Source organism: Serratia sp. CY44782 (assembly GCF_052168715.1).
Classification (GTDB): domain Bacteria; phylum Pseudomonadota; class Gammaproteobacteria; order Enterobacterales; family Enterobacteriaceae; genus Serratia; species Serratia nevei.
The window spans coordinates 102,773-116,316 of sequence record NZ_JBJNME010000009.1; the positions used below are offsets into that span (position 1 = coordinate 102,773).

The following is a 13,544-nucleotide window of genomic DNA, read 5'->3' on the forward strand; positions in this document are numbered from 1 at the left end:
CACCCACAGGCAACACGGCATGATATTCACTCGGACAGTCCTAAACGCTCGCCGGCATAAGAACCGTCTTGCACGCGGCGCCACCAGGTTTCGTTGTTCAGGTACCAAACCACCGTTTTGCGAAGGCCGCTTTCGAAGGTTTCCTGCGGCCTCCAGCCCAATTCACGATCGATTTTGCCGGCGTCGATGGCATAACGCATATCGTGGCCCGGACGATCCTGCACGTAAGTGATCAAATCGCGGTAGTTCGCCACACCCTGCGGCTTGTTCGGCGCCAGCTCTTCCAGCAGCTCGCAGATGGTCAGCACCACTTCGATATTCTTGCGCTCGTTATGACCGCCGATATTGTACGTTTCGCCCACCACGCCTTCGGTCACGACCTGATACAGCGCGCGCGCGTGATCCTCGACATACAGCCAGTCGCGCACCTGCGCGCCGTTGCCGTATACCGGCAGCGGTTTGCCGGCTACCGCATTCAGGATCACCAACGGAATCAGCTTCTCCGGGAAGTGATAAGGGCCGTAGTTGTTCGAACAGTTGGTCACGAGAGTCGGCAAGCCGTAGGTGCGCAGCCAGGCGCGCACGAGATGATCGCTCGACGCCTTGGAGGCAGAATACGGGCTGCTCGGCGCATACGGTGTGGTTTCTGTGAATAGATCGTCGGTGCCGTGCAGATCGCCGTACACTTCATCGGTGGAGATATGATGGAAGCGGAAAGCCAGTTTCTTCTCCGCCTCCAGCGGTTGCCAGTAGCGGCGCGCCGCTTCCAACAGGGTATAAGTGCCGACCACATTGGTCTCGATAAACGCCGCCGGGCCGTCGATAGAGCGATCGACATGACTTTCCGCCGCCAGGTGCATCACCACGTCCGGCTGATACTGGGCAAATACCCGATCCAACTCGGCGCGATCGCAAATGTCGACCTGTTCGAAAACATAACGCCCGTTCTCAGCGACCCCCGCCAGCGATTCAAGGTTGCCGGCATAGGTCAGCTTATCCACCACCACCACGCTGTCATCGGTGGCTTCGATGATGTGTCGCACGACCGCAGAACCGATAAAGCCGGCACCACCGGTCACTAAGATACGTTTCAACGCCAGACTCCCTTGGTATCGACCACCCAGGTTTGTTTGATTTCTTCCGGTCGGATAGCCTTGAACTGCTGGTGATCGACCAACATCACGATCACATCGGCCTGCTGCAACGCCTCAGCGATTGGCGTCAACGTCACATGGCCCGCCAGCGACTTCGGCAGCTGTTCAACGTTCGGTTCCACCGCCAGCGTCTCGCCGATGTGCCATTCGGCGATCAGGTGTGCGACTTCTACCGCCGGGCTTTCACGCAGGTCGTCGATATTGGGTTTGAAGGCCAGGCCGAAGCAGGCGATTTTCACCTCGGACGCGCGCTTGTCGGTGGCGGCCAGGCAATCGGCCACCGCCGCTTTCACGCGGTCGACCACCCACAGCGGTTTGCCATCATTCACCAGACGTGCGGTGTGAATCAGGCGCGCCTGCTGCGGGTTCTGCGCCACGATAAACCACGGATCGACGGCGATGCAGTGGCCGCCGACGCCCGGTCCCGGCTGCAGAATATTTACCCGTGGATGGCGGTTCGCCAAGCGAATCAGTTCCCAAACGTTGATCCCCTGTTCGGCGCAGATCAACGACAGTTCGTTGGCAAAGGCGATATTCACGTCACGGAAGCTGTTTTCCGTCAGCTTGCACATCTCGGCGGTGCGCGAATTGGTGATCACGCATTCACCTTCGAGGAAAATCTTGTACAGCGCGCTGGCACGTTCCGAGCACTTCGGCGTCATGCCGCCGATCACGCGGTCATTTTGAATCAGCTCCACCATGACCTGCCCCGGCAGCACGCGCTCCGGGCAGTAGGCGATATTCACGTCCGCCGCCTCGCCCGCTTGCTGCGGGAAGCTGAGATCGCTGCGCGACTGCGCCAGCCATTCCGCCATCTGTTCGGTGGCACCCACAGGCGAGGTGGACTCGAGGATCACCAGATCGCCTTTTTTCAGCACCGGCGCCAGCGATTTCGCCGCCGCTTCGACATAGGCCAGATCCGGCTCGTGATCGCCCTTGAACGGCGTAGGCACTGCGATCAGGAACGCATCGGCCGCCAGCGGTTTGGTCACCGCCTGCAGGAAACCGCCGTCGACGGCGTCCTTGACCACTTTGTCCAGATCCGGCTCAACGATGTGGATCGCGCCGCGGTTAATGGTATCTACCGCATGTTGGTTAACATCTACGCCCACCACTTTTTTCTTGCGGGAAGCAAACGCCGCCGCCGTTGGCAAGCCGATATAACCCAGGCCGATAACTGAAATAGTGTCAAAACTCATAGTGTCACCTGATGATTCTTTAAAGCTTCGAGAATACGCTGACAGGCATGTCCGTCACCGTATGGGTTGTGCGCCCGACTCATCGCGTGATATTCGCTTTCGTCCGTCAACAGCCGGGTCACCGCTTCAACAATGTTGGCCACATCAGTGCCGACCAAACGCACCGTACCCGCATCTATCGCCTCCGGGCGTTCGGTGGTGTCGCGCATCACCAGCACCGGTTTGCCTAACGATGGTGCCTCTTCCTGAATGCCGCCGGAGTCGGTCAGGATCATGTAAGCCTGGGTCATCAAATAGACAAACGGCAGATAATCCTGCGGTTCGATCAACATGACGTTGTCGATACCTTTCAGAATCCGATTCACCGGCTCACTGACGTTCGGATTGAGATGCACCGGATACACTACCTGCACTTCCGGGTGGCTGCGGGCGATTTCCGCCAACGCGCTGCAAATTCGCTCAAAGCCGCCGCCAAAACTTTCGCGGCGATGGCCGGTGACCAGAATCAGTTTCTTGTCGGCGTCGAGGAACGGGTAACGCTGCGCCAGGCCAGCCTGCAGCGCGGCATCGCTCATCACGCGATCGCGCACCCAGAACAACGCGTCGATCACCGTATTGCCGGTCACGAAAATACGGTTGTCCGGCAGCAGCTCGCGCAACAGATTTTGGCGCGAGTTCTCGGTTGGCGCAAAATGGTACATCGCCAGATGGCCGGTCAGTTTGCGGTTGGCCTCTTCCGGCCAGGGAGAATACAGATTGCCGGTGCGCAATCCGGCCTCGACATGCCCGACAGGGATGCGTTGATAGAACGCCGCCAGGCTGGTCGCCAGCGTGGTAGTGGTATCGCCGTGCACCAGCACCACATCCGGTTTGAAGTCTTCCAGCACCCCTTTCAGCCCTTCCAGGATGCGGCAGGTGATTTCCGTTAGCCCCTGGCCAGGTTTCATGATGTTCAGGTCGTAATCCGGCGTAATCTCAAACAACCGCAATACCTGATCCAACATCTCACGATGCTGTGCCGTTACGCAGACTCTTGCGTCAAAGGCCTCATCCTGGGCCAGTGCATGTACCAGCGGTGCCATTTTAATGGCTTCCGGCCTGGTGCCGAAAACAGTCAACACTTTCACAGCGAATCTCTTTTGGTCGGTTAATCGCAGGCCCCGCCTGCGAATGGGGCGCTCACGCGCCCTGCATCAGATTATTATATTATTTTTTAACTACGCGGCCGACGCGCCAAGGCAACACCCGCGCCAACCAAAGCGCCCATCGCGCCCCACAGAATCAGCCAGAAGACCCGGCGTGGGCTGTCGCGTTTTACCGGCTCTTCCGGCGTACGCAAATAGCGATAGGTCTGGAACTTCTCATCTAACGTCGGGCCAACGTTCAGCGTCGCCAGCATCGCGCGGTTCTGATCGTAATCCAGGTCATAGGTCGGGCCGGAAGCCTGCAGGCCTTCCAGGCGCGCCTGCAGCATTGGCCGGCCCAACAGGAACAGATCCGAATCCGGCAATTGCTCGGCCGGGGTGTCGGTTTGCGTGCGGCTTATCCCCTGGCTCTCGGCAATTTTCAGCGCCTGCTGCGTGGTGTTCAGCTCACGCTTGTAAACCGACTCCGCCACCGCTTCCTGACGTTTGACCTGAGCCTTCATCGAGGTGGTGCGGGCGGCCCACGCCCCCTGAATCTCTTCGTTCAGGTGCAGGGCTGCGCGGTGGCTGGCGAAAGCCACGTATTGACGCAGCAGGCGGTTGGCGTCCGCGGCGGTTTCTGCCGTCAGCTTCACGCCGTCGTTCGGCACTTTCTTGTCGTCGCGCGGCGTGAACAGGATGTTGTTGATCAGCTCGTCAAGCAACGCCGCATCGGCGCGGGCATCCCCTTCCTGACGCTGCTTGTAGTAATCGCTCTGCAGCCAGAAATCGCGACGCGTATCGTAAGCCGCCAGCTGCATGATGAACTCATTGTACGCTTCATCCGCGATGCTCGGCTGATCGCCGGCCGTCGCCGGCAGCGTGCGCACGTCCAGATTACGCAGGAACTGCTGCTGCGAGTAGTAACCGCCCAGCGCATTCACCGTAGGTCTGTCCGTGATGGCGGTCGCGCTCCACTCTTGCTTAACCAGATAAGAGACGATCAGCGCGACCGCCGCGAACAGCACCGCAATGCCGATAATCCACGGTTTGCCGCGCCACAGAGTGCAGCACAGGCCGCGGATATCGAGTTCGTTATCTACCGCCGGGGTATGCTTGTCAGACGTTGTTTCTGGATTCATCACAGCCAAAAAGCCTCTGGTTAAGATACTTGCTTGTTATCGCTCGAACGCCGCAGGCGACGCTTGATACGCTTAATGTACCGCGCAACCCGCCAGGCGCGCTTGATGCAGTAACCGTACAGGAAGAACGCAAGCAAGAATAATGCCAACATAACCCACTCGGGGATAAAAGTCAGGCGTTCGCCGATCACGCCAACCGCCGCCAGCAGTGCGGCCGCCAGGGTGATCAACACGAAAGCCTGCCGCGGCGTAAAGCCGGCGCGCATGATCAGGTGGTGAATATGTTGACGATCGGGAGAGAAGGGGCTCATCCCCTTGCGTAAACGACGATACATGATTGCTATCATGTCCATCAGCGGAATAGCGATGATCCACAGCGCGGTCACCGGGTTAATCGAGTGTGCCTTTCCCTGCGAGCTTTGCAGCAGCAGCCAAATGGCGGTAAAGCCGATCAGGGTACTGCCGGCATCTCCCATGAACACCTTATAACGGCGGCCGAGGATGCCGAGGTTGAGCAAAATATAGGGAACGATGGTGGCAATCATCGCAAAGCACCAGAACGCCAGCTCATGATGACCGCTCAGGTACAGCAACAGGCCCAGCGCGCCGAAGGAGACGCACGACAAGCCCCCCAGCAGGCCATCGATACCGTCGACCATGTTGAAGGCGTTGATCGCCGCCCATACCGCGAACAGCGTCACCAGATAACCGAACGGCCCCAGCAGCATCTCCCAGTCGCCCAGCACATGGCCGAAGCTGCGCAGATAGAGGCCGGCGAACACCATCATGGCGATGCCGACCAACGCCTGCACCAGGGCGCGGATTTTAACGCTGATGTCGAAACGATCGTCGAGCGCGCCCACAAACACCAGAATGCCGGCGCAGGTAAGATAAAGCTTGGCGTGCGCGATAGGTTGTTCAGAAATCCAAAACGCGAAGCACAGCCCGGCATAAACGGAAATACCGCCGACCAGCGGAATCAGCCCCTGATGGCGTTTGCGATAATTGGGTTTATCTACCAGACCAATACGTTTTGCCGCCTTGCGGGCAACAAAGAGAAAAGCCAAAGAAAACAGGAAAACAAATAGAATTTCAGTACTCATAGTGAGTAAGTTCACAGTTAACAGATCTCTGTAGAAGATAAGGCAGCTTACCACGGGCAATAGCTTGTGCCATCGGCCCCCGCCACCTTTCGGTCATTTCCTATGACAACGGTGATTCATGCCTATTTTCTTCGCTTCGGCTGACAAAATGACAGCAGCAAAGCCGATCGGCGCAGAGCCAACCGACAAACAAGATGAATTCTCAATAAGTCGAGGAAACAACTTACTTTTCCATTACTGCTACTTATCGTATCCGCCAAAAGCGAAAAACGCCACGACTAGGCGTGGCGTTCAGCGAATTTTTTAACGAATTATGAGCGTTTCATCATATCGAAGAATTCATCGTTGGTTTTAGTCATCGCCAACTTATTAATGAGGAACTCCATCGCGTCAATTTCACCCATCGGATGGATGATTTTGCGCAGGATCCACATTTTCTGCAGCTCTTCGGAGGTGGTGAGCAGCTCTTCTTTACGGGTACCGGAGCGGTTGTAATCGATCGCAGGGAATACGCGTTTCTCGGCGATTTTACGCGCCAGGTGCAATTCCATGTTGCCGGTACCTTTAAATTCTTCGTAGATCACTTCGTCCATCTTCGAACCGGTATCAACCAGCGCGGTCGCGATGATGGTCAGGCTGCCGCCCTCTTCCACGTTACGTGCCGCACCGAAGAAGCGCTTCGGACGATGCAGGGCGTTGGCATCCACACCACCGGTCAGCACCTTGCCTGAGGCCGGTACCACGGTGTTGTAGGCACGCGCCAGACGGGTGATGGAGTCGAGCAGAATGATCACGTCTTTCTTGTGCTCAACCAGGCGCTTGGCCTTCTCGATCACCATTTCGGCCACTTGCACGTGACGCGAAGCCGGTTCGTCGAAGGTCGATGCGATCACTTCGCCTTTCACCAGACGCTGCATCTCGGTTACTTCTTCCGGACGTTCGTCGATCAGCAGCACCATCAGCACGCAGTCAGGGTGGTTGTAGGCGATGCTCTGCGCAATGTTCTGCAGCAGCATGGTTTTACCGGCTTTCGGCGGTGCCACGATCAGGCCACGCTGGCCGCGGCCAATCGGCGCCGCCAGATCCAGTACGCGCGCCGTCAGGTCTTCGGTCGAACCGTTGCCGCGCTCCATACGCAGACGGGAATTGGCGTGCAGCGGCGTCAAGTTCTCGAACAGGATCTTGCTGCGGGCGTTTTCCGGCTTGTCGTAGTTGACTTCGTTGACTTTCAACAGGGCAAAATAGCGCTCGCCTTCTTTTGGCGGACGAATCTTACCGGAAATGGTGTCACCTGTGCGGAGGTTGAAGCGGCGGATTTGGCTAGGGGATACGTAGATGTCGTCGGGACCGGCGAGGTAGGAACTGTCTCCAGAGCGGAGGAAACCGAATCCATCCTGCAATATCTCGAGCACGCCGTCGCCGAAGATATCTTCTCCGCTTTTCGCATGTTGCTTCAGAATGGAGAAGATAATGTCCTGCTTGCGCATGCGGGCAAGGTTTTCCAGCCCCATATTTTCGCCGAGAGTAATCAGCTCAGAAACCGGCGTATTCTTTAATTCGGTAAGATTCATAGTGGTGGGTTCTTAAACTCGGGGTATGTCTCGAACTTGTATCGTGAATGGTATGGCAGCGAGATGCGTGCCTGTTTACTGGACGTTCGATCACCGGGCGCAGAGCCGTCGCGGTAAGAAATGGCTTACATCGGGCGCACGCATTGACGGTTGAAGATCGAAGGTACCTTAAAAATGATTTTTGCAAAACCGTTTGATTGCCAAAACACGGGCTGAGTTCAGTTTACTTTCAACGCCAGTGGTTCGACACAGAGTATAGCTTTAGATTCAAACTCTTTAGATTTAAAACTTCGGGCAAGTTCTATATGCAGTGTGGTTAAACTTAACACGCTTCTTGGCAGGCGTCTAGCGGTGAATTGAACATCACCGCCAGGCGCCTGATACTGGGCTTCCCGACCGATTACAGATTCGCGTTCAGGAAATCTTTGAGCTGACCTTTGGACAACGCGCCAACCTTGGTCGCGGCCACTTCACCGTTCTTGAACAGCAACAGCGTAGGGATACCACGGATACCGTACTTAGGCGCGGTAGCCGGGTTCTGATCGATATTCAGCTTGGTGATGGTCAGTTTGCCTTCGAACTCTTCGGCAATCTCATCCAGAATCGGAGCAATCATCTTGCACGGCCCACACCATTCAGCCCAGAAATCGACCAGGATCGGCCCTTCCGCTTTCAGCACATCGGCTTCGAAGCTGCTGTCAGTCAGGTGAATAATTTTATCGCTCATGTTCTACTCCACAGGATTATGTCTACCTTGTTGGTGTAGCATTAACCAACTCAAGGTGATTTTATTGCACCGCGTTTATTTCAACGGATGTGCTTTCGTAAAGCAATAGTTAGCTGATATTCTACCACACTATGAGCAAAACACACTTGACTGAACAGAAGTTTTCCGACTTCGCCCTGCACCCGTTAGTCCTTGAAGCCCTTGAGAAAAAAGGGTTTCACAATTGCACGCCCATCCAGGCGTTAGCATTGCCGCTCACGCTCTCCGGGCGTGACGTTGCAGGTCAGGCGCAAACCGGTACCGGAAAGACGCTGGCGTTTTTGGCGTCTACTTTTCACTATTTGCTGACTCACCCGGCGAAACAGGATCGCCAGACCAATCAGCCGCGCGCCTTGATCATGGCGCCTACGCGTGAACTGGCGGTGCAAATCCACTCCGATGCAGAAGCGCTCTCCCAGAGCACCGGCCTGAAACTGGGCCTGGCCTACGGCGGCGACGGCTACGACAAACAGCTGAAAGTGCTGGAAAGCGGCGTGGACATTCTGATTGGCACCACCGGCCGTTTAATCGATTACACCAAACAGAACTATGTCGATCTCGGCGCGATGCAGGTCGTCGTGCTGGATGAAGCCGATCGCATGTACGATCTCGGCTTTATCAAAGACATCCGTTGGCTGTTCCGCCGTATGCCTACGGCCGATCAACGCCTGAACATGCTGTTCTCCGCCACTCTGTCCTATCGCGTACGCGAACTGGCCTTCGAGCAGATGAACAACGCCGAATATGTTGAAGTGGAACCGGAACAGAAAACCGGCCACCGCATTAAAGAAGAGCTGTTCTACCCGTCCAACGAAGAAAAAATGCGCCTGCTGCAGACGCTGATTGAAGAAGAGTGGCCGGATCGCGCCATCATCTTCGCCAACACCAAGCACCGCTGCGAAGACATCTGGGGCCATCTGGCCGCCGACGGTCACCGCGTCGGCCTGCTGACCGGTGACGTGGCGCAGAAAAAACGCCTGCGTATCCTCGACGACTTCACCAAGGGCAACCTCGATATCCTGGTCGCCACCGACGTCGCTGCGCGCGGCCTGCACATCCCTTCCGTCACGCACGTTTTCAACTACGATTTGCCTGACGACTGCGAAGACTACGTGCACCGCATCGGCCGTACCGGCCGCGCAGGCGCCAGCGGCCACTCCATCAGCCTGGCGTGTGAAGAGTACGCGCTCAACCTGCCGGCGATCGAGACCTATATCGACCACAGCATTCCGGTGAGCAAGTACAACAGCGATGCGCTGCTGACCGATTTGCCGGCGCCGAAGCGCCTGTCGCGTCCGCGCGGCGGCAACGGCCCACGTCGCAACTCCGCGCCTCGTCGCGGCGGTGCGCCGCGCAGCAACCGTAAACGTTCGAGCTGATCGCCATGCTCAGTTCCAGCACGCTTTATGCTGCCATCGATCTCGGCTCCAACAGCTTCCACATGTTGGTGGTGCGCGAGGTGGCCGGCAGCATTCAGACTTTGGCGCGCATCAAGCGCAAGGTGCGCCTGGCAGCCGGACTGGATCAGAACAACCACCTGTCGCATGAGGCCATGCAACGCGGCTGGCAGTGCCTGCGGCTGTTCTCTGAACGCCTGCAGGACATTCCGCGCGAGCAGATCCGCGTCGTCGCCACCGCCACGCTGCGCCTGGCGTCCAACGCCGATGAGTTCCTGCAGGTCGCCGAGCAAATCCTCGGCTGCCCGGTGCAGGTGATCAGCGGCGAAGAAGAAGCGCGGCTGATTTATCACGGCGTTGCGCACACCACCGGCGGGCCGGATCGGCGGCTGGTCGTCGACATCGGCGGCGGCAGCACCGAACTGGTCACCGGCACCGGCGCACAGGCATCGCAGCTGTATAGCCTGTCGATGGGTTGCGTCACCTGGCTGGAACGCTACTTCAGCGATCGCAACCTTGGGCAAGAAAACTTCGAACGCGCCGAACAGGCCGCGCGCGAAATGGTGCGGCCGATCGCTCCGCAGCTGCGCCAGCAAGGTTGGCAGATCTGCGTCGGCGCTTCCGGCACCGTGCAGGCGCTGCAGGAGATCATGGTGGCGCAAGGCATGGATGAACGCATCACCCTGCCCAAGCTGCGTCAGCTGAAACAGCGCGCCATTCAGTGCGGCAAGCTGGAAGAGCTGGAGATCGAAGGGTTGACGCTGGAGCGTGCGCTGGTGTTCCCGAGTGGCCTGTCCATTCTGTTGGCCATCTTCCAGGAGCTGGGCATCGAGAGCATGATGCTGGCCGGCGGGGCGCTGCGTGAGGGCCTGGTTTACGGCATGCTGCATCTGCCGGTGGAACAGGATATTCGCATCCGCACCATCCGCAACCTGCAGCGCCGCTACCTGATCGACACCGAGCAGGCCGAACGCGTCAGCCAACTCGCCGCCAACTTCTCGCAGCAGGTCGCCAACGAGTGGCAGCTGGATGCGCGATGTCGCGAGCTGTTGCACAGCGCCAGTCTGATCCACGAACTCGGCCTCAGCGTCGATTTCAAGCAGGCGCCGCAACACGCCGCTTATCTAATCCGCCACCTGGACTTACCCGGCTTTACTCCGGCGCAGAAAAAACTGCTGGCCACCCTGCTGCAAAACCAGAGCAACACCCTCGACCTGTCGCTGTTGAACCAGCAAAACGCCCTGCCGCCGCGCACTGCGCAGCGTCTGTGCCGCATTTTGCGCCTGGCGATCATCTTCGCCAGCCGCCGCCGCGATGACACGCTGCCGGCGGTGCGGTTACGCGCCAATCAGGACGATGAACTGACGGTGATCTTGCCGCCGGGTTGGCTGGAACAGCATCCGCTGCGCGCCGAGGCGCTAGAGCAGGAAAGCCACTGGCAGAGCTACGTCCACTGGACGCTGCGGTTGGAAGAACAGCGTTGAAATGACCAGGGCGCGATGAGCGCCTGAAGGTTAATGGCAAACCTGATGACATTGCCAAGTTTACAGAAGACAGCATATAAAAAATAAGGAAAATCAATTCATTGATTTTCGGCTGATAACCTCAAAGGAGGAAAAACCACGCTTTTCCTCCTTTGTCAGTAATCTAGCCCTGTCTTTTTAATTCCCGCCTTTGGCCTTGGCCAGCTGGGCGCGGATATTGGCCAGATGGCTTTGCCCCTTCTGCATCCGCTCCTGCGGGCTCACCACTTTGCGCTCGGTTTCCCACGCCAAATCGTCCTGCGGCAGCTCCAGCAGGAAGCGGCTCGGCTCCGGCCGCACCAGTTCGCCGTACTGACGGCGCTCGCGGCACAGGGTGAAGATCAGCTCTTTTTGCGCGCGGGTGATCCCCACATAGGCCAGACGCCGCTCTTCATCGACATTGTCTTCATCGATGCTGCTCTGGTGCGGCAGCAGGCCCTCTTCCATGCCCACCAGGAATACGTAGGGGAACTCCAGCCCTTTGGAAGCGTGCAGCGTCATCAGCTGTACCTGATCCAGCTCTTCTTCGCTTTCACCGCGCTCCATCATGTCGCGCAGGGTGAAGCGCGTCACCACCTGGGTCAACGTCATCGGCTCGTCCAGATCGTTGCCTTCCAGCATCTCGGTCATCCAGCCGAACAGCGTGTTGACGTTCTTCATCCGCATTTCAGCGGCCTTTGGGCTGGTCGAGGTTTCAAATAGCCAGCTCTCATAGTCTACGCCGCGGATCAGATCGCGCACCGCCGCCACCGGCTCACGTTCCGCCTGCTGGGCGATACCGCCGAGCCAGTGGGTAAAGCGCTGCAATGACTCCAGCCCGCGCCCGGTCAAGTGCTGGCTCAGCCCCAGATCGAAACTGGCGTGGAATAAACTCTTGTTGCGCTGGTTGGCCCATTCGCCGAGCTTCTGCAGCGTCGCCGGGCCGATCTCACGCTTGGGGGTATTGACGATGCGCAGGAAGGCGCTGTCGTCCTCCGGGTTGGTCAGCACGCGCAGGTAGGCCAGCAGATCCTTGATCTCGGGGCGCGAGAAGAACGACGTACCGCCGGAAATCTTGTACGGGATGCGGTTCTGCATCAGCATCTTTTCAAACACCCGCGACTGGTGGTTGCCGCGGTACAGGATCGCATAGTCGCCGTAGTTGGTCTTTTTCACGAAGTGGTGGGCGATCAGCTCCCCCACCACCCGCTCGGCTTCGTGATCCTCGTTGTTGGCGGTCACCACTTTCAGCTCTTCACCATACCCCAGCTCGGAAAACAGCCGTTTTTCAAACACGTGCGGGTTATTGGCGATCAGAATGTTGGCCGCCTTCAGAATACGCTCGCTGGAACGGTAGTTTTGCTCCAGCTTGATCACCTGCAGCGCCGGGAAATCTTCCTTCAGCAGCACCAGGTTCTGCGGCCGCGCGCCGCGCCAGGAGTAGATCGACTGGTCGTCGTCACCCACCACGGTAAAGCGAGCGCGGTTGCCCACCAGCAGCTTAACCAGCTCGTACTGGCTGGTGTTGGTATCCTGGTACTCATCCACCAGCAGATAGCGAATACGCTGCTGCCAGCGTTCGCGCACCTCTTCGTTGCGTTGCAACAATAGCGTCGGCAACAGGATCAGGTCATCGAAGTCCAGCACGTTGCACGCCCGCATATGGGCGTGGTACAGGCCGTAGCAGTGGGCGAACAGCTTGTCGCGCTCCGAGCGCGCCAGCTCCGCCGCCCGCTGGGGATCGATCAGGTCGTTTTTCCAGTTGGAGATGGTCGAGATCAGCTGCGCCACCAGCGTTTTGTCGCTTTCCAGCCACTTTTCGGTCAGCTCTTTCAACAGCGCCAGCTGATCCTGGTCATCGAACAGCGAGAAGTTGGACTTCATCCCCAACGCCACGTATTCCCGTTTGATGATCTCCAGCCCCAGGGTATGGAAGGTGGAAATCATCAGCCCGCGCGCCTCTTTACGCCCCAGGGTTTGCGACACGCGCTCTTTCATCTCGCGTGCGGCCTTGTTGGTAAAGGTCACGGCGGCGATGTGCCGCGCCTGGTAGCCACAGTGGTGGATCAGGTGGGCTATCTTGTTGGTGATAACGCGCGTCTTGCCGGAACCGGCACCGGCCAACACCAGGCAGGGCCCGGTAACGAATTCGACGGCTTGTTGTTGGCTGGGGTTTAATCGCATGGTGCTGGCTTGCTCGACTGTAAAACGTGGAAGGGAATTGTAGCAGAAAGCGCCGATGAGATTTAGCGGGTATAATCAGCGCAATTTTCGCATCAACAAAGGCATTACCATGGCAAAAACGGCGTGCGCCCTGCACATTCTGGTAGACAATGAAAAGCTGGCCAACGAGCTGCTGGCCAAGCTGAAGCGCGGCGTCAGCTTCGACACGCTGGCGCGCAAATACTCGAGCTGCCCGTCAAAACGCAACGGCGGCTCGCTGGGCGAATTCAACAAGGGCGCGATGGTGCCGGCGTTCGATAAAGCGGTGTTCAGCATCCCGCTGCTCAAACCTTACGGCCCGGTCAAAACCCAGTTCGGTTACCACATCATCAAGGTGCTGTACCGCAACTGAGGGGGCCTGAG

At 57.9% G+C, this 13,544-nt stretch carries 11 protein-coding genes; 3 read left to right on the forward strand and 8 right to left on the reverse strand.

The window, feature by feature from the left end; all coding sequences use genetic code 11:
- Positions 1–26: 26 nt before the first annotated feature.
- From rffG to trxA, 7 genes are all read right to left on the reverse strand, one after another.
- Positions 27–1,094, reverse strand: coding sequence for a dTDP-glucose 4,6-dehydratase (rffG, locus tag ACJ8HT_RS18040; RefSeq protein ID WP_197653129.1), 1,068 nt, complete (start codon positions 1,092–1,094; stop codon positions 27–29).
- Positions 1,091–2,353 carry a UDP-N-acetyl-D-mannosamine dehydrogenase gene (gene wecC, locus ACJ8HT_RS18045; protein ID WP_197653130.1) on the reverse strand — a complete coding sequence of 421 codons (1,263 nt, stop codon included), beginning with the start codon at positions 2,351–2,353 and terminating at the stop codon, positions 1,091–1,093. Before wecC ends, rffG begins: the two co-directional genes overlap by 4 nt.
- The gene (wecB, locus tag ACJ8HT_RS18050) at positions 2,350–3,480 is read right to left on the reverse strand and encodes a non-hydrolyzing UDP-N-acetylglucosamine 2-epimerase (protein WP_194572437.1); all 1,131 of its coding nucleotides are present in this window, start codon (positions 3,478–3,480) and stop codon (positions 2,350–2,352) included. Before wecB ends, wecC begins: the two co-directional genes overlap by 4 nt.
- An 86-nt stretch (positions 3,481–3,566) precedes the next feature.
- Positions 3,567–4,619, reverse strand: coding sequence for an ECA polysaccharide chain length modulation protein (wzzE, locus tag ACJ8HT_RS18055; protein WP_029988858.1), 1,053 nt, complete (start codon positions 4,617–4,619; stop codon positions 3,567–3,569).
- Positions 4,620–4,639: 20 nt separating this feature from the next.
- Positions 4,640–5,737, reverse strand: a complete 1,098-nt coding sequence (gene wecA, locus ACJ8HT_RS18060; protein ID WP_004934192.1) for a UDP-N-acetylglucosamine--undecaprenyl-phosphate N-acetylglucosaminephosphotransferase — start codon at positions 5,735–5,737, stop codon at positions 4,640–4,642.
- A 296-nt stretch (positions 5,738–6,033) separates the two neighbouring features.
- The gene (gene rho / locus ACJ8HT_RS18065; protein ID WP_004934188.1) at positions 6,034–7,293 is read right to left on the reverse strand and encodes a transcription termination factor Rho; all 1,260 of its coding nucleotides are present in this window, start codon (positions 7,291–7,293) and stop codon (positions 6,034–6,036) included.
- Between the two features lie 400 nt (positions 7,294–7,693).
- Positions 7,694–8,020: a thioredoxin TrxA gene (gene trxA / locus ACJ8HT_RS18070; RefSeq protein WP_004934187.1), complete on the reverse strand. Its 327-nt coding sequence runs from the start codon at positions 8,018–8,020 to the stop codon at positions 7,694–7,696.
- A 131-nt stretch (positions 8,021–8,151) separates the two neighbouring features.
- Here trxA and rhlB point away from each other — a divergent pair, with 131 nt between their 5' ends.
- Both rhlB and ppx read left to right on the forward strand, forming a co-directional pair.
- Entirely contained in the window at positions 8,152–9,438 is a 1,287-nt protein-coding gene (rhlB, locus tag ACJ8HT_RS18075) for an ATP-dependent RNA helicase RhlB (protein WP_060424233.1), read from the forward strand.
- A 5-nt stretch (positions 9,439–9,443) separates the two neighbouring features.
- Positions 9,444–10,940 (forward strand): exopolyphosphatase, encoded by a 1,497-nt coding sequence (gene ppx, locus ACJ8HT_RS18080; RefSeq protein WP_047729463.1) that lies wholly within the window; start codon positions 9,444–9,446, stop codon positions 10,938–10,940.
- 177 nt (positions 10,941–11,117) lie between these two features.
- On the opposite strand, the gene rep is transcribed toward ppx, so the two are convergent.
- Positions 11,118–13,142: a DNA helicase Rep gene (gene rep, locus ACJ8HT_RS18085; protein WP_004934177.1), complete on the reverse strand. Its 2,025-nt coding sequence runs from the start codon at positions 13,140–13,142 to the stop codon at positions 11,118–11,120.
- 109 nt (positions 13,143–13,251) lie between these two features.
- On the opposite strand from rep, the gene ppiC reads away from it, so the two are divergent.
- On the forward strand, positions 13,252–13,533 hold the full coding sequence (gene ppiC, locus ACJ8HT_RS18090) for a peptidylprolyl isomerase PpiC (RefSeq protein ID WP_004934175.1): 282 nt from the start codon (positions 13,252–13,254) through the stop codon (positions 13,531–13,533).
- Positions 13,534–13,544 lie beyond the last annotated feature (11 nt).

Bases quoted from the DNA above. Each gene is read 5' to 3' on its own strand.
- wecC (WP_197653130.1), bottom strand. From the start codon at position 2,353: ATGAGTTTTGACACTATTTCAGTTATCGGCCTGGGTTATATCGGCTTG.
- rep (WP_004934177.1), bottom strand. From the start codon at position 13,142: ATGCGATTAAACCCCAGCCAACAACAAGCCGTCGAATTCGTTACCGGG.
- ppiC (WP_004934175.1), top strand. From the start codon at position 13,252: ATGGCAAAAACGGCGTGCGCCCTGCACATTCTGGTAGACAATGAAAAG.
- ppx (WP_047729463.1), top strand. From the start codon at position 9,444: ATGCTCAGTTCCAGCACGCTTTATGCTGCCATCGATCTCGGCTCCAAC.
- trxA (WP_004934187.1), bottom strand. From the start codon at position 8,020: ATGAGCGATAAAATTATTCACCTGACTGACAGCAGCTTCGAAGCCGAT.
- wzzE (WP_029988858.1), bottom strand. From the start codon at position 4,619: ATGAATCCAGAAACAACGTCTGACAAGCATACCCCGGCGGTAGATAAC.
- rho (WP_004934188.1), bottom strand. From the start codon at position 7,293: ATGAATCTTACCGAATTAAAGAATACGCCGGTTTCTGAGCTGATTACT.
- rhlB (WP_060424233.1), top strand. From the start codon at position 8,152: ATGAGCAAAACACACTTGACTGAACAGAAGTTTTCCGACTTCGCCCTG.